Raw genomic sequence first — 21,129 nt, 5'->3', positions numbered from 1 at the left:
ATGCCTGATCCGATCCATACGCTCGGCATCAACGCCGCCTTCCACGACAGCGCCGCGTGCATCGTGCGCGACGGCGTCGTGATCGCGGCGGCCGAGGACGAACGCTTCACGCACGTGAAGCACGCGAAGCGCCCGGTGCCGTTCTCGACCTGGGAGCTGCCCTTCCACGCGATCGACTACTGCCTCGCGGAAGCCGGCATCACGCTCGCGGACGTGGACCACGTCGCGTATTCGTACGACCCGTGGTTCGAACTCGACCGCGAAGGCACGGCGCCGGCGCTGACCTTGCCGCTGTCGCCGTCCGCGCATGCGCCGCGCGCGGACGGCGCGTCGCCGTGGCATCCGCTGTTCCTGTCGTCGATCGTCAACGCGCCGCGCCAGCTCGCGGGCGGCGTGCCGCATCATCTGCAGCGGCGCTTTCGCGGCGTCACGCACGACGGGCCGTTCCGCTGGCATTTCATCGAGCACCATCTCGCGCACGAGGCGAGCGCGTTTCTCGCGGCGCCGTTCGAACGCTGCGCGGTGATGACGATGGACGGGCGCGGCGAACGTGCGACGACGAGCTACGGCGTATTCGACGGCCGATCGTACCGGCGGCTCGGGCAGGTCAATCTGCCGCATTCGCTCGGGCTGCTGTACGAGCGCGTGACGCGCTATCTCGGCTTCCTGCACTCGTCCGACGAATACAAGGTGATGGCGCTCGCGTCGTACGGCAAGCCGGTGTTCGCCGACGAGATGCGCAAGCTCGTGCGGTATCGCGGCGAAGGGCGCTATGACGTGGTCGACGAAGATCTGGCCGCGCGCTTCGGCCCGCCGCGCGAACGCGGCGGCCCGATCGAGCCGCATCACTGCGATATCGCGCATGCACTGCAACTGGTGCTCGAGGAGACGACGCTGCAGGCGGTCGACTGGCTCGCCGCCGAGACCGGCGAGCGGCAGCTCGCGATGGCGGGCGGCGTCGCGCTGAACTGCGTGATGAACGCGAAGATCCGCGATCGCGGCCCGTTCGACGACGTGTGGGTGCAGCCGGCCGCCGGCGACGCGGGCACCGCGCTCGGCGCCGCGCTATGGACCGATTTCCGGATGCGCGGCGCGCGCGGCGGCTGGCGGATGGATCATGCGTATCTTGGGCCGGCCTACGACGACGACGCGATCGAGGCGTTCCTGAAGGAAGCGCAGCTGCCGTACCGGCGGCTCGCCGACGTCGCCGCGCAGACGGCCGCGCTGCTTGCCGCGAACCGCGTGATCGGCTGGTTCCAGGGGCGCATGGAGTTCGGCCCGCGCGCGCTCGGCGCGCGGTCGATTCTCGCGTCGCCGATCGATCCGGACATGCAGCGCAAGCTGAACCGGATCAAGGATCGCGAGGACTTCCGGCCGGTCGCGCCGGTCGTGCTCGAGGACCGCGCGCATCACTGGTTCAGCGGCGGCCGGCGCACGCCGCTGCGCGCGCCGTTCATGCTGTTCGTGTACGACGTCGTGCCCGAGCGCGCCGACAGGATTCCGGCCGTGCGCCACATCGACGGCACCGCGCGCGTGCAGACCGTCGACGCGACGCAGCATCCGCTGCTGCATGCGCTGTTGACCGAGTTCGACGCGCTCACCGGCGTGCCGGTGCTCGTCAACACGTCGTTCAACACGCGCGGCGAGCCGATCGTGTGCTCGCCGCGCGACGCGATCGAATGCTTCTGGACGTCGCCGCTCGACGCGCTCGTGATCGGCCCGTTCCTGCTGGAGAAGCCAAGATGAACATGCGTGACACGCAGCTGCCGCCGGTGGTGTCGGTCGTCGTGCCGACCTACCGGCGGCCCGACCTGCTCGCACGCTGCCTCGACGCGCTGTGCGTGCAGGTGTTCGACCCGACCACCTACGAGATCGTCGTCGTGGACGACGACCCGGCCGGCAGCGCGCGCGCCGTCGTCGATGCGTGCCGCGCGCGCGTGACCGACGTGCCGGTGATCCGCTACATGACCGCGCCGGACACGCAGGGGCCGGCCGGCGCGCGCAACGTCGGCTGGCGCAGCGCGGGCGGCGCGCTGATCGCGTTTACCGACGACGACACGATTCCCGATCCGGACTGGCTGCGCAACGGGGCGGCCGCGCTGCAGGCCGCGCCGTCGGCGGCGGCCGCCGCCGGCCGGATCGACGTACCGTTGCGGCCGCGCCCGACCGACTACGAACGCGATGCGGCGGGGCTCGCGCATGCGGAATTCGCGACCGCGAACTGCTTCGTGCGGCGCGCGGCGCTCGAACGCATCGGCGGCTTCGACGAGCGCTTCACGCGCGCGTGGCGCGAGGACGCCGACCTGATGTTCGCGCTGCGCGAGCATGCGGGGCCGATCGTCGAGGCCGACGCCGCGCGCATCGTGCATCCGGTGCGTCCCGCGCGCTGGGGATCGAGCATCGGCGCGCAGTCGAAGGTGTATTTCGATGCGCTGCTGTACAAGAAGCACCGCGCGACCTACCGGCGTCATATCCGGCCCGTGCCGCCGTGGCATTACTACGCGGCCGTGCTTGCCGCGCTCGGCGCGATCGGCTGTTTCGCCGCCGGCTGGCCGGCGCCGGCCATCGTGTGCGCGGCGGTGTGGGCCGCGATTACCGCTGGGTTCTGCGCGAAACGGCTGCGCGGCACGCAGCTCACGGCGTCGCATGTGGCCGAGATGATCGTCACGTCCATCGCGATTCCGCCCGTGTCGCTGTATTGGCGCATGCGTGGCGCGCTTCACTTCCGGGTGATGTTCCTATGAAGCTCGATCCCAGCGTCGATTCGGACGGCCCGCGCGGCCCGAAGCGGATCGCGGTGTTCCGTGCGCTGCAGCTCGGCGACATGCTGTGCGCGGTGCCCGCGCTGCGTGCGCTGCGGCGCGGCGAACCGGACGCACGCATCACGCTGATCGGCCTGCCGTGGGCGCGCGAGTTCGCATCGCGCTTTTCCGATTACATCGACAGCTTCATCGCATTCCCCGGCGCGCCGGGCCTCGGCGAGCAGCCCGAACCCGACGCGGCCACGCGCGAAGCGTTCATCGCCGAATGCCGCGCGCGCGACTTCGATCTCGCGATCCAGCTGCACGGCAGCGGCGTGCACACGAACGCGATCGTCGCGTCGCTCGGCGCGACGCGCACGGCCGGCTTCGTGCCGGCCGACGGCGGCACGACCGCGCTCGACTGCGCGCTCGTCTGGCGCGACGACGAACCGGAGGTGGCGCGCTATCTGGCGCTCACGCGCAAGCTCGGCTACGCGGACTGGGGCGACTACCTCGAATTCCCGCTCGGCGGCCTCGACTACGCGCTGTGGCACGTGCTCCGCGACGAACACGCGCTCGATCCCGGCCGCTACGTGATCGTCCATCCCGGCGCGCGGATGGCGTCGCGGCGCTGGCCGGTCGAACGCTTCGCGCTCGCCGCGCGGCAGCTCGCGGACGACGGCTGGCAGATCGTGCTGACCGGCACGCGCGCGGAACTGGGGCTGGCGAGCGCGTTCGCCGAGCACCTCGGGCGGCCGTGCGTGAACCTGTGCGGCCGCACGCCGCTCGGCGCGCTGGCCGCGCTGATTGCCCGCGCGCGGCTGCTGTTGTGCAACGACACGGGCGTATCGCATGTCGCGGCGGCGCTCGGCACGCCGAGTATCGTCGTCGCGTGCGGCAGCGATACGGCCCGCTGGGCGCCGCTCGACGCCGAACGTCATCGCGTGCTCGCGAACTACCCGGCGTGCCGGCCGTGCATGTTCGATACCTGCCCGTACGGGCACGAGTGCGCGACCGCGATCGGCGTCGGCGACGTGATCGACCGGGCGGGCGAACTGCTCGCGGAGGAGAGACGTCATGTCACGTAAGCGGTTGCGCGTGCTGACCTGGCACGTGCATGGCAATTATCTGTATTACCTGTCGCAGGCGCCGCACGATTTCTACATCGTGACGAAGCCGCAGCATCCGCCCGGCTATGCGGGCCGCGTCGGGCACCTGCCGTGGGGCGACAACGTGCACGAGGTGCCGGCCGAGTGCGTGCGCGACACCACATTCGACTGCGTGCTGTATCAGCACGTGAAGCATTACCAGCACGACCGCCTGCGGCTGCTGAGCGAAGCGCAGCGCACGCTGCCGACGCTGTTCGTCGAGCACGATCCGCCGCGCGAGCATCCGACCGATACGCTGCATCCGGTGCAGGACCCGAACGTGTTGCTGGTGCACGTGACGCCGTTCAACGCGCTGATGTGGGACAACGGCGTGACGCCGACGCGCGTGATCGAGCACGGCGTGCTGGTGCCGAAGGACGTCGAGTATCACGGCACGCTGCCGAAGGGCGTGGCCGTCGTGAACAACCTCGCGCGCCGCGGCCGGCGCCTTGGCGCGGACTTGTTCGAGGTCGTGCGGCACAGCGTGCCGATCGATCTGGTCGGGATGGGTTCGACCGAACTCGGCGGGATCGGCGAAGTGCCGAACCCGGCGCTGCCGCAGTTCCTGTCGCACTACCGGTTCTTCTTCAATCCGATTCGCTATACGAGCCTCGGGCTCGCGGTGATCGAGGCGATGATGATCGGGCTGCCGATCGTCGCGCTCGCGACGACCGAGATGGCGCAACTCGTGAAGACGGGCAGCAACGGCGTGGCCGATACGCGGCCGGCCGTGCTGATCGACGCGATGCGGATGCTGATTCGCGATCAGGAACTGGCGCGCGAGTGGGGCGCGGCGGCCAAACGCGACGCGTGCGAGCGATTCGGCATCGAGCGCTTCGCGCGCGACTGGGACGCCGCGCTGCGGGACGTGACGGCTTGACGGCGGCGGCGTGGCCCGCCGCGCTCACGGGGGCGGCGCGGGCGGCGAACTCGGCGCGCTGTTGCCGTTCGACGCATTCGTCGCCGCCGCCGCCGGTGCGTTGCCGCTGGCCGCATTGCGCTCGCTTTCGGGTAGCAGCGCGAGGCGGTTGTACAGCGTTTTCAGGCTGATGCCGAGCGCTTTCGCGGTGCGCGGCTTGTCGCCGTTGAAGTGCCGCAGCGACGCGACGATGAAGCGCTGCTGCGTATGCGCGAGCGTCGTGCCGATATGCAGCGTCATCGCGTTGTGGCGCACTTCCTCGCGCGGCGGCGGGCGGCGCGGCAATTGCAGTTCGATCTGCTCGTCGGCGAGGATGAACGCGCGCTCCAGCGCATTGCGCAGCTCGCGCACGTTGCCGGGCCACGTGTACGCGCGCAGCGCCTTCATCGCCTGCGTCGACAGGCGCTTCCTCGTGCGGTGCCGCGCGTTCAGCCGTTCGACGATCTGCAGCGCGATGTCGCCGACGTCGTCCTCGCGCTGCCGGAGCGCGGGCACGTGCAGCGCGATCGGCGCGATCCGGTAGAACAGGTCTTCGCGCAGCGTGCCGTTGCGCAAGGCCTCGACGGGATCGTGATGCGTGGCCGCGACGATTCGCACGTCGAGCGGAATCGCGTCGTGGCCGCCCACGCGCACGATCGTGTTGGTTTCGAGCGTGCGCAGCAGCTTGACCTGCAATTCGAGCGGCATTTCGGCGATTTCGTCGAGAAACAGCGTGCCGCCGCGCGCGGCTTCGAACATGCCCACATGTTGTGCAACGGCGCCCGTGAAGCTGCCTTTTTCGTGACCGAACAAGTGCGACTCCGCGATGTCTTTCGGAATCGCGCCGCAATTGACGGGCACGAACGGCCCGCGCCGGCGCGGGCTCATGTCGTGAATGAGGCGGGCGACGATATCCTTGCCCGCCCCGCTTTCGCCGACCACCAGCACACTCACGCGGGTGGCGGCGACGCGCGACACTTTCAGCAGCAGATCCTGAATTGTTCGCGAACGGCCGAACAGTCGCGTGCCGTCATCGTCGGATTTCGACATGGAGTAATAACCGGGTTGGGAAGTTTTGACCGAATATGTCGTGACCAGGTAAAAAACGACGTGGCATACGTCGTCTTTCACGTACTCAGAATACCTTTTATACCGATTCATCGACATTGAATCTGGCAATGCGGTTTACGGCGACAGATAGATTTATTCGATGAGCGACGAATGCGCGACACCGTTCTTCTATACTGCTAAGCACTCGTTTTCATTGCAGGACAGCTTGTCTGCCCGCTCGTGTGCAGCGTTGAAAATGCCGTCGCGAGCTCTGTGACGCGCATGGCGCCGCACGTGTCGCGGTGCCGGCCGACACTCGCGCCGGCCCGCATTACCAGGAGCCTCGATGCCTTACGTCCTGATCGTCGAAGACGACGCCGATACGCGAACGATGCTGGCCACGCTCGCACGCACGCAGCAACTCACGTGCGATACGGCCGCGACGCTTGAAGAAGCGCGCACGCTCGTCTCGACGCATACCCCCGATCTCGTGCTGTGCGACCTCGTGCTGCCCGATGGCAACGGGATGGATCTGTTCGACGCGTTGCCCAAGCGCGGGCATTGCGAAATGGTGTTGACCACCGGCCACGCGAGCCTCGAAACCGCGATCGATGCATTGCGGCGCGGCGCGTCCGATTACCTGGTGAAGCCGCTCAACATGCAGCGGCTGAACAGCATCTTCGCGCGCGTGCCGCGTACGACAGCCCTGCACGAGGAAATCGCGGAGCTGCGCTCGGAACTGCAGCGCCTCGGCCGCTTCGGCCGCATGCTCGGCAGCTCGCCCGCGATGCAGGCCGTCTACGACGCGATCGGCCGCGTCGCGCGCACCGAAGCGTCGGTGCTGCTCACCGGCGAATCGGGCACCGGCAAGGAGCTTGCCGCGCAAACCGTGCACGATCTGAGCCTGCGCCGCCGCGGCCCGTTCCTCGCGGTGAACTGCGGCGCGATCGCCGCGAACCTCGTCGAGAGCGAAATGTTCGGCCACGACCGCGGCAGCTTCACCGGCGCGGAACGTCAGCACAAGGGCTTCTTCGAACGCGCGGACGGCGGCACGCTGTTTCTCGACGAAATCACCGAGATGCCGCTCGAATCGCAGGTCAAGCTGCTGCGCGTGCTGGAAACGGGGCGTGTCACGCGGCTCGGCTCGACGCGCGAGATCGACGTCGACGTGCGCATCGTCGCCGCGACGAACCGCGACCCCGAAGCCGCGATGGCCGACGGCAAGCTGCGGCCGGACCTGTTCCACCGGATCAACGTGTTCCCGATCCCGTTGCCGTCGCTGCGCGAACGCGGCGACGACATCCCGATGCTCGCCGATGCGTTCCTGCAGCGCTACAACGAGGAGAGCGGCCGCAATCTGCGCTTCTCGCCGGCCGCGCGCGAAGCGCTGAAAACTTACGAATGGCCCGGCAACGTGCGCGAGCTGCGCAACTTCGTGCAGCGCGCGAGCATCTTCACCGATGCCGACGTGATCGACACGCTGCCGCCGCCGATCATGGACGAACTGTCCAGCATGGTCGATTCGCATGAAGATCGCGTGACGGTGCCGTTCGGCACGCCGCTCGAGGAAGTCGACCGCAAGCTGATCCTCGGCACGATCGCCCAATGCGGCGGCGTGAAGGCGCAGGCGGCCGAGGTGCTCGACGTCAGCCTGAAGACGATCTACAACCGCCTCGCGCAACTCGAAGACGAAGCGGAGAAGCCCGATTCCTGATGCCGCTACGACTGCGTTCATGTTTCGGTTCCGGCCTCGCGGCGCGGCTCGCGCTCGAGGCGGCGGCGCATGCGTTCGACGTGCGGCGGGATCGCGCGTCGTTCGCGCAGGATCCACGGCAGCCCGGCGAACGTGCGCACGAGCGCGCGTTCGCGGCGCAGCAGCGGCAGCATGCGCACCGTATGCAGCCACGCGGCGGCGGCCGGCCATCTGAGCCACGCGGTCCACACGGCGTTGCGAGCGGCGGTGCGCTCGCGCGTCGGCCGATCGCGCTGCGTCGACGGGTAGTGATGGACGGTGAGGCGCGGCGCGTACACGAGCCAGTGCCCCGCGCGAGTCAGATCGAGCGCGAGCAGCGCTTCCTCGCCGCCGAGAAAGTAGCGCGGATGGTAGCCGCCCGCATGCACGAACGCGTCGCGCCGGAACGCGGTCGCGCCGGCCAGCAGCCCGAGGATCGGGCGGCCGGGCAGCGCGACCGGCGCGTCGAGCGGGCTGTCGGCCATCAGCCGGCAGGTCGGGTCCTCGCGCTCGTCGGGGCCGACCAGCACGCGCGCGGTGATGGCCGCGACGTGCGGATACGCGTCGAGCAGGTTCGCGGCTTCGGCGATCGAACCGGGCGCCCACCACGTGTCGTCGTCGCAGAACGCGACGTAGCGCGTGCGGGCGATGTCGACGCCGAGATTGCGGCCGGCCGCGCCGAGGTTGCCCGGCGCGTGCACAAGCGCGACATACGGAAAGCGCGCGCGGATCAGCGCGGCCGTCTCGGCGTCGGCGCCGTTGTCGACGACGACGATCGCCGGCCGGTCGGGCAGCGCGCACAGGTGTTCGAGCGTGCGCGCGAGTTCGGCGGCGCGCCGGCAGGTCAGCACGACGGCCGTTACGCGCGGCTCGGCCGGCGGCTGCGCGGCGCGCGCGGGCGTTACACGGACGTGACGTCGCATTCGAGTCGCCAGATCGTTTCGGGTTCGCGGAGAGCGGCGCGCATATGAGGCTCGAGCAGCGTCACCTGGCTTGCATACGCATCGACGGCGGCGGCTTTCGCGGCGACGCCGTCCGACCCGCTGCCGGCCGGCGCGGTGACCGGATGCGCGAGCCAGCCGCGTTCGCGCCAGCCCGACACGCGCCCGGCCATCAGCCCGTCGATGCGGCGATAGGGGATGTCCTCGTAGAAGCGCCAGACGTGCGACGCATCGTCGTCACGCAGCAGCGACAGCATGGCTTCCTGCACCTGCAGATGATCGCGGTGGAACAGGCCGGCCGGCGCGAGCACGCCGGAGCCCGGGTGCGCGTCGATCACGTCGGCTACGCGCGCCGCGATCGCGGCCGACGTAGTCGGTATGCCGTACTGATCGTCGAGGAAGTCGAGCCACACGGGGCGGGCGTCGAGCAGCGCGAGCGCGCGGCGGTCTTCGTCGCGGCGCGCGCGCATCGCTTCGTCGGCGTGGCGAAACCCCGCGCGGCGATCCCACGGCGGCGCGGGCATGCCGCGCGGCGGAATCCCCGCGAACACGGTGACGACGATCGAGCCGGGCGCCTGCGCGAGCAGTTGCCCGCAACTGAAGACGGCATCGTCGAGATGCGGCGAGACGACGAGCCAGCGTGTCGGGTCGGGCATGACGTGAAGATCTCCATCGTGAGCGGCCGGGCCGCCGGTGCCGATCGGCCAGCATGTGCCGTGCCCGCCGGCGGCGCCCCGGCCGGCCGCCGTCGACTGTCCCCGCAGGAGCGTGTTCAATGATCGAAATTGCACGGCCGCAGGCCGGAAATTACGCAACGGCCGTGATGCTGGTCGCGATCGCGACCGTGCTGCAGACGCTCGCGATCCGGTTCGGCGGCGTGAATCTGCCGTTCGTGCTGTATTACCCGCTGCTCGCCGGCGCCGCGTGGGCGACGTCGTTCGTGTTCGGCATCGTGTCGACGGTGGTCAGCGGGCTGCTCGTCTGGACGCTGTTCCTGTCCGACCCGGCCGCCTATCCGGCGCCGCTGCCCGACCGGCTCGTGCAGCTCGGCACGTTCATGCTGATCGGTGCGCTGGTCTGCGCGGTTGCATCGATGCTGCATCACACGCGGCTCACGAACGATCGCGCACGCCGGCGCGAGGCGGCCGCGCGCCGACAGCTCGAGGCCGTGCTGGGCGCGCTGCCGCATGGCGTGATCGCGACCGATACGCAAGGGCGGCTCACGTATCTCAACGCAGCCGGGGCCGAACTGGTCGGCTGCCGGCCGGACGAGGCGCTGGGGCGGCCGGCGCGCGACGTGCTGCGGATCGTCGATCACGAAGGCCGCCGCGTGCCGACCACGCCGCTCGATCACGCGCTCGGCGGCGCCGAGGCGACGTCCGACCGGCACTGGCTGAAGGCCGGCAGCGGCGATCCGGTGCCGATCGTCGCGGTCGCGTCGCCCATCGGCGATGCGGACGGCAACGTCGACGGCGCGGTGCTGCTGCTGCGCGATGCCGGCGCGGACCGTGCACGCGTCGACGCGTCGCGGCTCCAGCATGCGGTCGTCGAGGCCTCGCCGGACGCGATCGTCGGGATCGACGCCGACGGCCGCATCGCGAGCTGGAATCCGGCTGCGCGGCGGATCTTCGGCTACGACGAGGCCGACGCGCGCGGCCGGCGGTTCGACACGCTGATCGCGCGGCGCTGGCTGCGGCTCAACCCGCTCGCCGAATCGTTCGACGCGATGCACGAGCCGGTCGGGCCACTCGAACTGCTGTGCGTGCGGCGCGACGGCCGGCGCTTTCGTGCGATGGTCTCGGCGTGCCCGGTGCAGGGCGACGCGCGTGCGTGCGTCGCGCTGTCGCTGACGCTGCACGAAACCGGCGCGCAGCGCCGCCGCGACCTGCGGGCGCAGCGTTCGTTGCAGGGTGCGCGCGACGAGCGCGACCAGGCCGACACGTCGAACCGGCTGAAGGACGAGTTGCTGGCCACGGTGTCGCACGAACTGCGCACGCCGCTGAACGTGATCTACGGATGGATCGAGGTGCTGCGCAATACGGGCGACCAGGCGTTGCAGCATCAGGCGATCGACGCGATCGACCGCAGCGCGCGCTCGCTCACGCGGATGGTCGGCGACATCCTCGACGCGTCGTCGCTCGCGACCGGCAAGCTGCGGCTCGATGCGACGCCAGTCGACGTCGTGCGGCTGTTCTCCGACCAGGTCGGCACGTTCCAGACCGCCGCGTCGTCGGCCGGCATCCTGCTCGAATTCGACTGCGACGCGTCCGCATGCATCGTGTCCGGCGACGCCGAGCGATTGCGCCAGATGCTGTCCAATCTCATCTCGAATGCATTGAAATTCACGCCGACCGGCGGCAGCGTGACGGTCGGGCTCGCACGCGACGACAAGCATGCGGTGTTGACCGTCGTCGATACCGGGCAGGGCATCGCGACGGAATTCGCGCCGTACGTGTTCGACATGTTCCGCCGCGCGGACGATTCGCCCGCGTCGCCGCGGCGCGGGCTCGGTCTCGGCCTGTCGATCGTGCGGCACATCGCGGAACTGCACGGCGGCCGCGTGAGCGTCACGAGCGCGGGCCGCGATCGCGGCACGACGTTTACGGTGACGCTGCCGGTCGGATGGCAGCCGGGCGGCGCGATGGCGTGGGGCATCGTGCAGGGGAGCGGCCGCCGCGACGCGCTCGTGCTCGACACGCACCGCATCCTGATCGTCGACGACGATGCGACCACGCGGGCGAGCCTCACGGCCGCGCTGACCACGTTCGGCGCAACCGTCGCGATCGCGTCGTCGGGCCGCGAGGCGCTCGCGATGGCGGCCGACATGTGCCCGACGGTCGTCCTGTCCGATCTCGCGATGCCGGACGGCGACGGCTTCTGGCTGCTGGACGCATTGCGGCGCGGCACGATGAACGGCGACGGCCGCCCGCTCGACGTGCGCGTGCTGGCCGTCACCGCGCACGCGGGACTCGCCGACGAACGCCGTGCGCTGGAGGCCGGTTTCGACGGCTACCTGTGCAAGCCGGTCGACGTGCGCGAACTCGCGTACAAGATCGCGCACGCGACGAAGCGGGACGACTGACGCGCGGCGCGTAGCGGCGGCGTCAGGTCGCGTCGGATCGCATCAAGGGGTCGGCGCCGGCCGGTTCTGCGTGTGGACCTGCGCGAGCAGATGCGACGCGATGCGCGTGCTGCGCACGAGGTCCCCGGGCGCGTGGTGCGTGACCTGGCGTTGAATGAAGTAGCGCGCGGTGTGCGCGAGCCCGTTCGCGAACGTCGTCGTCGCGCGCCAGCCGAGCCGTTTCTGCGCGGCGGCCAGATTCGGCCGCCGCTGGCGCGGATCGTCGGACGGCAGCGGCCGGAACTCGATCGGTACGTTGGCGCCGACGATCCGCACGACTTCGCGTGCGACGTCGATCATCGCGATCTCGACGTCGCTGCCGAGATTGACCGGCTCGCTCGCGTCGCCCGGTTCGTCCATCAGCCGGATCAATGCGTCGATCATGTCGTCCACGTAGCAGAACGAGCGCGTCTGCTTGCCGTCGCCGTACACGGTCAGCGGCTGTTCAGCGAGCGCCTGCGTGACGAAGTTCGACACCACGCGCCCGTCGGCCGGGTGCATGCGCGGGCCATAGGTATTGAAGATCCGCGCGATCCGCACGTCGACGCCGTACTGGCGGTGATAGTCCGCGAACAGCGTTTCCGCGCAGCGCTTGCCTTCGTCGTAGCACGCGCGGATGCCGGTCGGATTGACGCGGCCGCAATAGTGCTCGTCCTGCGGGTGGACGTCGGGGTCGCCGTACACCTCGCTCGTCGACGCTTGCAGAATCCGCGCCTTCACGCGTTTCGCGAGGCCGAGCAGGTTGATCGCGCCGTGCACGCTGGTCTTCGTCGTTTGCACGGGGTCGCGCTGGTAGTGGACGGGCGACGCCGGACACGCGAGGTTGTAGATCTCGTCGACTTCGACGTAGAGCGGAAACGTCACGTCGTGCCGCATCAGCTCGAAGTTCGGCGCATCGAGCAGGTGCGCGATGTTGTCCTTCGCGCCCGTGTAGAAATTGTCGACGCACAGCACGTCGTGTCCGTCCGTCACCAGGCGTTCGCACAGATGCGAGCCCAGAAAGCCGGCGCCGCCGGTGACGAGCACGCGTTTTCGATCGTAGCCCTTCATTACGTATTCTCCTTGCGGTGTGCGAGCACGCCTCGCGTGGTGGCGACCGGCGTGCGCCGGCCGGTGCCGGCCGACGTACCGGCGCGCTGCGGGTGGGCGACGTCGCGGTAGATGTCGACGAGCCGGTCGGCGACGCCTTGCCACGTGTAGAAGCGATGCGCGCGCAGGTAGCCGGCGCGGCCGAGCGCCGCGCACAGCTCCGGTTGCGCCCGCAGTTGCACGAGGCGCGCGGCCAGCGCGGCCGGGTCGCGCGGCGGCACGAGATAGCCGGTGGTGCCGTCGTCGACTGTCGTGCGGATGCCGCCGACGTCGCTGCCGATCACCGGCGCCGCGCACGCCATCGCCTCGACCGGCGTGATGCCGAACGGCTCGTACCACGGCGTCGTCACGAACACGTCGGCCGCGCTGTAGTACAGGTGCAGCGCGTCGCGATCGCGCCGGCCGACGAAGGTCACGCGATTCGCGATGCCGAGTTCGTGCGCGAAGGCGGCGAGCCGCGCGAATTCCGGATCGCGCGCGGGGTCGGGCGTCGGCTGGCTGCCGCCGACGACGTACAGGTGCGTCGGCCGTTGCGGGTCGCGCGGCATGCGCGCGAGCGCATCGATCACGGTGTCGATGCCCTTGCGCGGCACGAGGCGGCCCAGCTGCAGTATGACGAATGCGTCCTGCGGCCAGCCCAGCCGCGCGCGCGCATCGACGCGCGGCACCGGCCGGAATTCCCGTGCATCGAAGCCGCAGGGCACGATCTCGATCCGCGCGGTATCGGCGCGATAGTGCGTCGTCAGGTCGAGCGCATCCTGCGGGCATTCGGCGATCAGGCGGTCCGAGCGGCGCGCGAGCGTGTCCTCGATCGCGAAGCGCGCGTCGGGGAAGCCGTCGGCCGTGCCCTGGTGCAGCCGCCGCACGCGCCCGAGCGCATGGAACGTCGTGACGAGCGGAATGCCGAGCGCCTTTTTCACGCGCAACGCGGCTTCGCCGGACATGAAGAAGTTCGCGTGCATCACGTCGACCGGGTCGGGCTCGCGCCGCATGCGCGCGATCATGTATTGCGCGAACGCGCCCATGTACGGCAGCAGCCGCTCCTTGGGCACGTCGGTCGGTGGCCCGGCCGGCACGTGGATCACCCGCATGCGCGCCCCGATCGGCACCACTTCCGGCAAATGGGGATTGTCGCAGCGCGTGTAGACGTCGACGTCGAGGCCGCGCTCCGCGAGCTGCTTTGCGACGTTCGCGACATAGATGTTCTGACCGCCGGCATCGACGCCGCCGATCACGCCCAGCGGCGATGCATGTTCACTGATCAACGCGATTCTCTGCATGGTATTGCTCCCGATATCGGGGCCGCGCACACGGGCCGCCGTCACCGGTCGCTCGGCAATCGGCATGCCCGCCGCATTGCGGGGAAAACCGCTTCCCCCTGTGCCGAAAAAATTACAACGCGTTGGATGAAAGGGCGTCTGATCGCGAGGGCGCGCGTGCATGCGGCGCACGCGCCGCGGCACGCGATTTGCGCGACTTCTGCTCACCCGCCGGTTCGCCCGGCCCGATGAAAAGGAGGTCACGATGAAGGTATTCCAGCTGCAAGCCCACCCCCCGCGCATCCGCCGGCAACGCGCGCTGCGCACCGGCATGGCGGTCGCGATCGCCGCAGCCACCGCGTGCATGGTCGTCGCGCCGAACGCGGTCGCCGCCGGCGACGACGGCGCCGCATCGTCGTCCACGTCGTCGCATTCGAGCACCGGCACGAAGATCCGCGACGCGACGATCACCACCAAGGCGAAGGCCGAGCTGGTCGGCACGAGCGGCCTGTCGGCCGGCGACATCCACGTGAAGACGCGGCACGGCACCGTGACGCTCACCGGCAGCGTGCCCGACGAGCAGCAGCGCACCCAAGCCGTCAGCGTCGTGAAGCAGGTCGACGGCGTGCAGGACGTGCGCGACCAGTTGACCATCCGGCCCAAATAACCGTGACGCGACCGTAACAGGAGTCCAGCGATGAACTGCATGCTCAAACCGGTCGGCGAACAGACGATCGTGATCACCGGCGCGACGAGCGGCATCGGTCTCGTCACCGCGCGCAAGGCGGCACGGCGCGGCGCGAAGCTCGTGCTGTTCGCGCGCAACGAGGACGCGCTGAACACGCTGTGCGAGGAAATCCGCCAGCACGGCGGCCTCGCGGTGCCGGTCGCCGGCGACGTCGGCAACATCGAGGATCTGCAGCGCGCGGCCGCGGCCGCGGCCGACACGTACGGCGGCTTCGATACCTGGGTGAACAACGCGGGCGTGTCGATCTTCGGCACGGCGGCCACGGTGCCGCTCGAGGATCAGCGCCGGCTGTTCGACACCAACTACTGGGGCGTCGTGCACGGCTCGCTCGTCGCGTCCGATCATTTTCGGCGCAAGAGCGATTTCCACGGCGGCGCGATCATCAACATGGGCAGCGAGGCGTCCGACGCGCCGGTGCCCCTGCAAAGCGCGTACGTCGCGTCGAAGCACGCGGTGAAGGGTTTCACCGATTCGCTACGGCTCGAGATGGAAGCCGATCACCTGCCGGTGTCCGTCACGCTGATCAAGCCGGCCGCGATCGACACGATGTTCGTGATGCACGCGAAGAACTACATGAACGTCGAGCCGAAGCTGCCGCCGCCGATCTACGACCCCGATCTGGTGGCCGACGCGATTCTGTTCGCGGCCGCGCATCCGCGCCGCACGCTGTTCGTCGGCGGCGCCGCGAAGTTCACGTCGGCCAGCGCGTATCACGCGCCGCGGCTGTTCGATCGCGTCGCGGCCACGCTGTTCTCGCGCGGCCAGCGCACGGTGCGACCCGCACGGCCGCGCGACGACAACGCGCTGTACGACTCGCGCCACGCGCTGCACGAGCGCGAAGGCATGGAAGGGCCGGTGCTGCGCAGCTGCGCGTACAACTCGGTGGTGCAGCGCCCGAAGGTCGCCGGCGCGGTCGCGCTCGGCGCGGCGGCGCTGGTGTTTGCCGCGTTCGCGCGGGCGCGACGGTCGTCCGCGTGATTTCGTTCATTTTCCAAGGAGGCTTTCATGACATCCCGACAACATACGGGCCACGAATACAGCCACTCGCGCGCGCACGAAGGCGAGCGCACGCAGCAGGACCACGACAAGGGCGGCCATCAGTCCGGCCACGGCAAGCCGCCGAGCCCCGTCGACGTGCAGAAGGCGCTGAAGGGGATGGACTATCCGGCGAGCAAGTCGGACGTCGTGCAGTGCGCGGAACGCTCGCATGCGGACCGCGAGGTGCTCGACATGCTGCGCAGGATTCCCGAGCGCGAATACGACACGCCGGCATCGGTATCGAAGGAACTCGGGCGGCTGATGTAAGCGTCGCCCCGTCGCGCCGCGTGCGTGCGCGCGCGGCGCACCCATCACGAGGAGCACGACCATGGCGATGATCGTCGCAGGCCGTTTCACGACGTTCGATGAAGCGGAAGGTGGGGCGCGTCACCTCTACGAGCGCGCGTTCGGGCCCGACGACGTGTCGATCTTCTTCCTGAACCCCGGCGGCCAGCACGCGCGCTTCCCGATCGGCGGCGACGTGTACGCCGACACGGCGGCGAAGCCGGGCGGGCGCGGCGCGATGGTCGGCGCGATGCGCGGGCTGCTGATCGGCGTCGTGATCGGATTGATCGTGTATGCGCTCGGCCTGCGCTACTGGTTCGTGCCGGCCGCCGCCGCGCTGGCCGGCGCGTATCTCGGCGCGTTCGGCGGCGCGCTCGGCCGGATGCGCGGCGAGCAGGCCGAAGGCAAGGGCACGCTCGCGCAGAGCGAAACGGGCGTGATCCTCGCCGCGCGCGTGACGCCCGACACCGCGACGGCCGCGGAAGAGGTCCTGCGCGCGACCGGCGCGAAGTCGATCGAGCGCGTCGAAGGCGACTGGCAGGACGGCGAATGGCGCGATTTCGATCCGGTGCGCCGACCCGACGAAGCCGCGTCCCGCAGCCCGCGCTGAATACGCCCTTTTTCCAAACGCTTGCAACGCCGACCGCCACCATCCGGCCGCCGCGTGCGCGCCGGCGTGCGCCGCACGCGGCACGCCGCTTGCGCAGCATCGGCGGCACCCGTTCAAGGAGGAACCCATGACCACCGCACAGACTCCACCGCCGCAGAAACAGGCGCAGCAGCCGGGCACCGAACGCGACATGCATCCGAAGCCGCGCGACGAAGCGGCCGACTACGTCGGCAGCGGCAAGCTCGCGGGCAAGGTCGCGCTGGTGACGGGCGGCGACAGCGGGATCGGCCGCGCCGTGGCGATCGGCTTCGCGAAGGAGGGCGCGGACGTCGCGATCGTCTACCTGAAGGAATCCGACGACGCCGCGCATACGAAGCGGTTGATCGAGCAGGCCGGCCGCCGCTGCGAAGCGATCGCCTGCGACGTCGGCGATCGCCGGCAGGCGCGCGACGCGGTGGCGCGCACGGTCGAGCGGCTCGGCCGGCTCGACGTGCTCGTCAACAATGCGGGCGAGCAGCATCCGCAGCCGGGCATCGAGGACGTGTCCGAGGAGCAGCTCGAACGCACGTTCCGCACGAACGTGTACGGGATGTTCTTCTGCACGCAGGCCGCGCTGGCGCACATGAAGCAGGGCGGGCGCATCGTCAACACGGCGTCGGTCACCGCGTATCACGGTAGCCCGAAACTGCCCGACTACTCGGCGACCAAGGGCGCGATCGTCGCCTTCACGCGCTCGCTGTCGATCGAGCTGGCCGAACGCGACATCCGCGTGAACGCGGTCGCGCCGGGGCCGATCTGGACGCCGCTGATTCCGTCGACGTTCACGCCCGAGCAGGTCGCGAAATTCGGCTCGAACGTGCCGCTCAAGCGGCCGGGCCAGCCGGACGAACTGATCGACTGCTACGTGCTGCTCGCGTCGGACGGTGCGAGCTACATGACCGGGCAGACATTGCATCCGAACGGCGGCTCGATCGTCGGCGGCTGATGGCCGTTTCCATGCAAGCACAAGGAGAAAGCAGATGAGACAACCCCACTGGACGATCGCGGCGCTCGCCGCCGGCGTGTTCGCCGTGTCGGGGCTCGCCCGCGCGCAGATGCCGAGCGAGCCTCCCGCGTCGAATTCGCATGTGCCGGGCGGCGTGATCAACCCGTCGTCGGGCGCGGGCGGCGCAGGCGACCCCGGCATCGCGAAAGCGCCGAAGGGCGCCGACGCGGAGTTCGTCGACAAGGCCGCGATGGCCGGCAAGGCGGAAGTGCAGGCGAGCCAGCTCGCGCTGAAGCAGGCGCAGTCGCCGGACGTGCGGGCGTTCGCGAAGCGGATGGTCGCGGACCATGGCAAGGCGAACGCGAAGCTCAGTGAAATCGCGGCGCGCAAGGGCATGAAGCCGCAGGTCGAACAGCTGTCGGATCCCGACGTGCAGGCGCTGCGCGGCAAGAGCGGGCGCGACTTCGACACCGCGTATCTGGCGGCGGCCGGCCCCGATGCGCACAAGAAGGCGGTTGCGTTGTTCGAAGACGAAGCGCGCGACGGCAAGGATGCGCAACTGCGCGCATTCGCCAAATCCACGCTGCCGACGCTCAAGCATCACCTGAGCATGGCGGAGACGGTCGCACGCAAGGTGGGCGCGCAATAACGCGCGCCCGGTTCCACCCCTGGGCCGCACGGGCGGCCCGCTTTTTCGGAGAAGCAGTCATGGCCCAACGGCAATCGAAGCACGAAGGTATCCTCGAACTGCTCTGCCAGGCATACGAAACCGAGCTTGGCGGCGCGAAGATCTACGAGGCCGCGCTCCAGTGCGCGACCGACGAGGACCTGCACAAGGAATGGGAGAAGTACCACCGCGAGACGATGCATCACCAGGAGGTGCTGCGCAAGGTATTCGACACGCTCGGCCTCGATCCCGATGCGCAATCGCCGGGGCGCGCCGCGGTGGCGGCGACCGGCGAGTCGCTGGTGCGGGTGATCGAACAGGCGAAGAAGCAGGCCGACCCGGCCGTCGCGCAGGTCGTCGCGGCCGAGTGCGTGGTGCTGGCCGAAACCAAGGATCACCTGAACTGGGAGCTGATCGGCTACGCGGCCGACCAACTGCCCGACAGCGACGCGGCGAAGGCGCTGAAGGCCGCGCACGACGAGGTCGAGGCCGACGAGGATCATCACCTGTATCACACGCGTGGCTGGGCGCGTGAAATGTGGATCGAGTCGATGGGCTTCAAGGCGGTGCTGCCGCCGCCGGAAGAAGTGAAGAAGGTGGAGTCCGCCGCCGATGCGGCGCGTGCCGAGCGCTCGCGCGGCAAGATGATGTAACGCCGGGCAGGCGGGCGGCGGCACGTGCGGCGCCGCCCCCTTGCCGGTTCATCAGGTTGCGTACGCAACCGTCTACCAATCCCGCCTGGATGCCTCACGTCAGCATGTCGACGATCATCGTCGCCACCGACACCGCCATCAGCGCCACCGCCAGCCAGCCCAACAGTTTCGATACCGGGCCGCTGCCCGGCTGGCCGGCCGCATCGCGCTTGCGCGACAGCAGCATCACGAACACGAGCATCGGCACCGCCGCGACGCCGTTGAGCACGGCGCTCCAGTACAGCGCGCGGATCGGGTCGATCGGACTGAAGCAGATCGCGATGCCGACGATCACGCACAGCGCGAGCACCGTGTAGAACGCGGGCGCGCGCCGCACCGGCTCGTTCAGCCCTTCGCGGAACCGCCACGCTTCCGCGCAACCGTAGGCCGCGCTACCCGCGAACGCCGGAATCGCGAGCAGCCCGCAGCCGACGATGCCGAACGCGAACACCAGGAACGCGGCTTCGCCGGCGATCGGTCGCAGGGCCTCGGCGGCCTGCGCGGTGCTGGCGAGGTCGTGCCGTCCGCGCGCGAAGAACACGGCCGCGCCGACCACCATGATGCAGAACGACACCGCGTTGGTCACGATCATCCCGGTCCACGTGTCGAACGTGATGCGCTGTTCGGTCTCGCGGCGCGCCGCCGGCGCGCATGACGTGCCGCCGTTGCGGCGCTCCGCCTGGGTCTCCTCGACCTCGAGCGCGGCCTGCCACACGAACAGGTAGGGGCTGAGCGTCGTGCCGAGCACCGCGACCGCGGTCGTCGCATAGTCGTGCGTGAACGAAATCCGCGGCAGCGCGATCGCATGCAGCAGATTGCCCCAGTCGACGTGCACGAAGCCGAGTTCGATCACATACGCGAGCAGGCCGAGCGTCATCCATTTGAGCCAGCGCGCGTAGCGCTCGTAGGACATCAGTACCTGCAGCCCGAGCGACGCCAGGCCGTATACCGGCGCATACCAGTAGCTGCGGCCGCCGACGACGAGCGCCGTCGCATCGCCCATCGCCGCGAGATCGGCGCCGACGTTCACGACGTTGACGATCACGACCATCGCGATCAGCGTCTTCGCGATGCGATCGGAGAAGTGTTCGCGGATGCCGGCCACCAGCCCTTCGCGATTGCGTCGCCCGATGAACGCCGCCGCAAGCTGCACGGCGACCATCATCGGCAGCGTGACGACGATCATCCACAGCATGTTGAAGCCGAACTGGCTGCCGGCCTGCGCGTAGACGGCGACGTTGCTCGGATCGGCGTCGGACGCGCCCGCGAGCAGACCCGGGCCGAGCCGCCGATACCACGGTTTCGCGGCGCGCGGCGGCGCGTCGGCCGCCGGCCGCGCGTCTTCGTCCAGCCCGCTCATCCGGCGTCCCCGTGGGACGGGCGCCCGCCGCCGTGGCGCCGCTCGCGTGCGAGGCGCGACGCGGTGCGCAGTGCGTCGACCAGCGTGCGATATGCGTGTTCGCGGGAGTCGGCGCCGCGGGTGCGCAGCACGTACGACGGGTGATAGGTCGCGACGACGAGCCGGCCGTCGTCGGTGCGCACCGGGGCGCGCGTGCGCTCAAGCGTCGCGTCGTTGTCCTGCAGCACCGCGCGCAGCGCCGTCGCGCCGAGCGCAACCACCACGCGCGGCTGGACGGCTTCGAGCTCGCGCTCGAGCCAGTAATGGCACGCGGCCACTTCGCGCTGCGCGGGCGTCTTGTGCAGCCGCCGCTTGCCGCGCGGTTCCCATTTGAAGTGCTTGACCGCATTCGTCAGGTAGACGTGCGAGCGTTCGATCCCGGCCTCGTCGAGCGCACGGTCGAGCATGCGGCCGGCCGCGCCGACGAACGGCAGGCCCGCGCGGTCCTCCTGGTCGCCCGGCTGCTCGCCGACCAGCATGATCGGCGCGTCGACGGGCCCGGCGCCCGGCACCGGCTGCGTCGCGTGTTCCCACAGCGCGCAGCGGCGGCACGCGTCGAGCGTGGCCGGCGCATCGTCGTCGGTCGGCGTCGTCGGTGCCTGGCGGTCGGGCGTTTTGCGCGTCATGCGGCCGCTCCGGCGCAGGCCGAACGGGCGGCGCGCCGCGCTCGCGCGGAACATGCCGGCGTGCGTGCTGTCGCACGCGGTGAGGGAAGCAAACCGGAAG

At 69.8% G+C, this 21,129-nt stretch carries 20 protein-coding genes; 13 read left to right on the top strand and 7 right to left on the bottom strand.

Features of this window, described 5'->3' with window-relative positions:
* From A9Z05_RS16865 to A9Z05_RS16850, 4 genes are read left to right on the top strand one after another with little or no spacing between them, the layout of a single operon-like run.
* The gene (locus A9Z05_RS16865; protein ID WP_069619111.1) at positions 1-1,746 is read left to right on the top strand and encodes a carbamoyltransferase C-terminal domain-containing protein; all 1,746 of its coding nucleotides are present in this window, start codon (positions 1-3) and stop codon (positions 1,744-1,746) included.
* The gene (locus A9Z05_RS16860; protein ID WP_069619110.1) at positions 1,743-2,744 is read left to right on the top strand and encodes a glycosyltransferase family 2 protein; all 1,002 of its coding nucleotides are present in this window, start codon (positions 1,743-1,745) and stop codon (positions 2,742-2,744) included. The genes A9Z05_RS16865 and A9Z05_RS16860 overlap by 4 nt, the downstream gene beginning before the upstream one ends.
* The gene (locus tag A9Z05_RS16855; RefSeq protein ID WP_069619109.1) at positions 2,741-3,829 is read left to right on the top strand and encodes a glycosyltransferase family 9 protein; all 1,089 of its coding nucleotides are present in this window, start codon (positions 2,741-2,743) and stop codon (positions 3,827-3,829) included. Before A9Z05_RS16860 ends, A9Z05_RS16855 begins: the two co-directional genes overlap by 4 nt.
* Positions 3,819-4,769, top strand: coding sequence for a glycosyltransferase family 4 protein (locus A9Z05_RS16850; protein ID WP_069619108.1), 951 nt, complete (start codon positions 3,819-3,821; stop codon positions 4,767-4,769). The genes A9Z05_RS16855 and A9Z05_RS16850 overlap by 11 nt, the downstream gene beginning before the upstream one ends.
* A 24-nt stretch (positions 4,770-4,793) precedes the next feature.
* On the opposite strand, the gene A9Z05_RS16845 is transcribed toward A9Z05_RS16850, so the two are convergent.
* The gene (locus A9Z05_RS16845; RefSeq protein ID WP_069619107.1) at positions 4,794-5,837 is read right to left on the bottom strand and encodes a sigma-54-dependent Fis family transcriptional regulator; all 1,044 of its coding nucleotides are present in this window, start codon (positions 5,835-5,837) and stop codon (positions 4,794-4,796) included.
* Between the two features lie 346 nt (positions 5,838-6,183).
* Between A9Z05_RS16845 and A9Z05_RS16840 the strand changes: the two genes are divergently transcribed.
* Entirely contained in the window at positions 6,184-7,551 is a 1,368-nt protein-coding gene (locus A9Z05_RS16840) for a sigma-54 dependent transcriptional regulator (protein ID WP_069619106.1), read from the top strand.
* A 17-nt stretch (positions 7,552-7,568) separates the two neighbouring features.
* Here the strand turns inward: A9Z05_RS16840 and A9Z05_RS16835 are convergent, their stop codons facing one another.
* Both A9Z05_RS16835 and A9Z05_RS16830 read right to left on the bottom strand, forming a co-directional pair.
* Positions 7,569-8,492 (bottom strand): glycosyltransferase family 2 protein, encoded by a 924-nt coding sequence (locus A9Z05_RS16835; protein ID WP_069619105.1) that lies wholly within the window; start codon positions 8,490-8,492, stop codon positions 7,569-7,571.
* Positions 8,471-9,166: a PIG-L deacetylase family protein gene (locus A9Z05_RS16830; RefSeq protein ID WP_069619104.1), complete on the bottom strand. Its 696-nt coding sequence runs from the start codon at positions 9,164-9,166 to the stop codon at positions 8,471-8,473. The genes A9Z05_RS16835 and A9Z05_RS16830 overlap by 22 nt, the downstream gene beginning before the upstream one ends.
* 119 nt (positions 9,167-9,285) lie before the next feature.
* On the opposite strand from A9Z05_RS16830, the gene A9Z05_RS16825 reads away from it, so the two are divergent.
* Positions 9,286-11,592 carry an ATP-binding protein gene (locus tag A9Z05_RS16825; protein ID WP_069619103.1) on the top strand — a complete coding sequence of 769 codons (2,307 nt, stop codon included), beginning with the start codon at positions 9,286-9,288 and terminating at the stop codon, positions 11,590-11,592.
* 42 nt (positions 11,593-11,634) lie between these two features.
* On the opposite strand, the gene A9Z05_RS16820 is transcribed toward A9Z05_RS16825, so the two are convergent.
* Both A9Z05_RS16820 and A9Z05_RS16815 read right to left on the bottom strand, forming a co-directional pair.
* Entirely contained in the window at positions 11,635-12,681 is a 1,047-nt protein-coding gene (locus tag A9Z05_RS16820) for a UDP-glucuronic acid decarboxylase family protein (RefSeq protein ID WP_069619102.1), read from the bottom strand.
* Positions 12,681-14,000: a glycosyltransferase family 1 protein gene (locus tag A9Z05_RS16815; protein ID WP_069619208.1), complete on the bottom strand. Its 1,320-nt coding sequence runs from the start codon at positions 13,998-14,000 to the stop codon at positions 12,681-12,683. The genes A9Z05_RS16820 and A9Z05_RS16815 overlap by 1 nt, the downstream gene beginning before the upstream one ends.
* Before the next feature lie 244 nt (positions 14,001-14,244).
* Here A9Z05_RS16815 and A9Z05_RS16810 point away from each other — a divergent pair, with 244 nt between their 5' ends.
* The 7 genes from A9Z05_RS16810 to A9Z05_RS16780 all read left to right on the top strand — a co-directional run bounded on the left by A9Z05_RS16810 (position 14,245) and on the right by A9Z05_RS16780 (position 18,965).
* Positions 14,245-14,646, top strand: a complete 402-nt coding sequence (locus tag A9Z05_RS16810) for a BON domain-containing protein (protein ID WP_069619209.1) — start codon at positions 14,245-14,247, stop codon at positions 14,644-14,646.
* Between the two features lie 30 nt (positions 14,647-14,676).
* Complete coding sequence (locus A9Z05_RS16805) at positions 14,677-15,705, top strand: SDR family oxidoreductase (protein ID WP_069619101.1); 1,029 nt, start codon at positions 14,677-14,679, stop codon at positions 15,703-15,705.
* 27 nt (positions 15,706-15,732) lie between these two features.
* On the top strand, positions 15,733-16,032 hold the full coding sequence (locus A9Z05_RS16800) for a DUF2795 domain-containing protein (protein WP_069619100.1): 300 nt from the start codon (positions 15,733-15,735) through the stop codon (positions 16,030-16,032).
* Positions 16,033-16,093: 61 nt separating this feature from the next.
* Positions 16,094-16,660: a hypothetical protein gene (locus A9Z05_RS16795; protein WP_069619099.1), complete on the top strand. Its 567-nt coding sequence runs from the start codon at positions 16,094-16,096 to the stop codon at positions 16,658-16,660.
* 127 nt (positions 16,661-16,787) lie between these two features.
* Positions 16,788-17,645, top strand: coding sequence for an SDR family oxidoreductase (locus A9Z05_RS16790; protein WP_069619098.1), 858 nt, complete (start codon positions 16,788-16,790; stop codon positions 17,643-17,645).
* Between the two features lie 34 nt (positions 17,646-17,679).
* Positions 17,680-18,294: a DUF4142 domain-containing protein gene (locus tag A9Z05_RS16785; RefSeq protein ID WP_069619097.1), complete on the top strand. Its 615-nt coding sequence runs from the start codon at positions 17,680-17,682 to the stop codon at positions 18,292-18,294.
* A gap of 59 nt (positions 18,295-18,353) precedes the next feature.
* The gene (locus tag A9Z05_RS16780; RefSeq protein ID WP_069619096.1) at positions 18,354-18,965 is read left to right on the top strand and encodes a hypothetical protein; all 612 of its coding nucleotides are present in this window, start codon (positions 18,354-18,356) and stop codon (positions 18,963-18,965) included.
* A gap of 94 nt (positions 18,966-19,059) precedes the next feature.
* Here the strand turns inward: A9Z05_RS16780 and A9Z05_RS16775 are convergent, their stop codons facing one another.
* Together A9Z05_RS16775 and A9Z05_RS16770 are read right to left on the bottom strand one after the other, a co-directional pair.
* On the bottom strand, positions 19,060-20,364 hold the full coding sequence (locus tag A9Z05_RS16775) for an NRAMP family divalent metal transporter (protein WP_069619095.1): 1,305 nt from the start codon (positions 20,362-20,364) through the stop codon (positions 19,060-19,062).
* Positions 20,361-21,029, bottom strand: a complete 669-nt coding sequence (locus tag A9Z05_RS16770) for a UdgX family uracil-DNA binding protein (RefSeq protein WP_069619207.1) — start codon at positions 21,027-21,029, stop codon at positions 20,361-20,363. Before A9Z05_RS16770 ends, A9Z05_RS16775 begins: the two co-directional genes overlap by 4 nt.
* Positions 21,030-21,129 lie beyond the last annotated feature (100 nt).

Origin of the sequence: Burkholderia sp. A2 (genome assembly GCF_001729305.1) — a bacterium.
Lineage (GTDB): Bacteria > Pseudomonadota > Gammaproteobacteria > Burkholderiales > Burkholderiaceae > Burkholderia > Burkholderia sola.
Note: the sequence above shows the minus strand (reverse complement) of the source record. Positions and strands in the feature narration are given on the sequence as shown.

Bases quoted from the DNA above. Each gene is read 5' to 3' on its own strand.
- A9Z05_RS16845 (WP_069619107.1), bottom strand. From the start codon at position 5,837: ATGTCGAAATCCGACGATGACGGCACGCGACTGTTCGGCCGTTCGCGA.
- A9Z05_RS16840 (WP_069619106.1), top strand. From the start codon at position 6,184: ATGCCTTACGTCCTGATCGTCGAAGACGACGCCGATACGCGAACGATG.
- A9Z05_RS16850 (WP_069619108.1), top strand. From the start codon at position 3,819: ATGTCACGTAAGCGGTTGCGCGTGCTGACCTGGCACGTGCATGGCAAT.
- A9Z05_RS16780 (WP_069619096.1), top strand. From the start codon at position 18,354: ATGGCCCAACGGCAATCGAAGCACGAAGGTATCCTCGAACTGCTCTGC.
- A9Z05_RS16865 (WP_069619111.1), top strand. From the start codon at position 1: ATGCCTGATCCGATCCATACGCTCGGCATCAACGCCGCCTTCCACGAC.
- A9Z05_RS16835 (WP_069619105.1), bottom strand. From the start codon at position 8,492: ATGCGACGTCACGTCCGTGTAACGCCCGCGCGCGCCGCGCAGCCGCCG.
- A9Z05_RS16815 (WP_069619208.1), bottom strand. From the start codon at position 14,000: ATGCAGAGAATCGCGTTGATCAGTGAACATGCATCGCCGCTGGGCGTG.
- A9Z05_RS16805 (WP_069619101.1), top strand. From the start codon at position 14,677: ATGAACTGCATGCTCAAACCGGTCGGCGAACAGACGATCGTGATCACC.
- A9Z05_RS16775 (WP_069619095.1), bottom strand. From the start codon at position 20,364: ATGAGCGGGCTGGACGAAGACGCGCGGCCGGCGGCCGACGCGCCGCCG.
- A9Z05_RS16790 (WP_069619098.1), top strand. From the start codon at position 16,788: ATGACCACCGCACAGACTCCACCGCCGCAGAAACAGGCGCAGCAGCCG.
- A9Z05_RS16770 (WP_069619207.1), bottom strand. From the start codon at position 21,029: ATGACGCGCAAAACGCCCGACCGCCAGGCACCGACGACGCCGACCGAC.
- A9Z05_RS16860 (WP_069619110.1), top strand. From the start codon at position 1,743: ATGAACATGCGTGACACGCAGCTGCCGCCGGTGGTGTCGGTCGTCGTG.
- A9Z05_RS16820 (WP_069619102.1), bottom strand. From the start codon at position 12,681: ATGAAGGGCTACGATCGAAAACGCGTGCTCGTCACCGGCGGCGCCGGC.
- A9Z05_RS16800 (WP_069619100.1), top strand. From the start codon at position 15,733: ATGACATCCCGACAACATACGGGCCACGAATACAGCCACTCGCGCGCG.
- A9Z05_RS16795 (WP_069619099.1), top strand. From the start codon at position 16,094: ATGGCGATGATCGTCGCAGGCCGTTTCACGACGTTCGATGAAGCGGAA.
- A9Z05_RS16825 (WP_069619103.1), top strand. From the start codon at position 9,286: ATGATCGAAATTGCACGGCCGCAGGCCGGAAATTACGCAACGGCCGTG.
- A9Z05_RS16830 (WP_069619104.1), bottom strand. From the start codon at position 9,166: ATGCCCGACCCGACACGCTGGCTCGTCGTCTCGCCGCATCTCGACGAT.
- A9Z05_RS16855 (WP_069619109.1), top strand. From the start codon at position 2,741: ATGAAGCTCGATCCCAGCGTCGATTCGGACGGCCCGCGCGGCCCGAAG.
- A9Z05_RS16810 (WP_069619209.1), top strand. From the start codon at position 14,245: ATGAAGGTATTCCAGCTGCAAGCCCACCCCCCGCGCATCCGCCGGCAA.
- A9Z05_RS16785 (WP_069619097.1), top strand. From the start codon at position 17,680: ATGAGACAACCCCACTGGACGATCGCGGCGCTCGCCGCCGGCGTGTTC.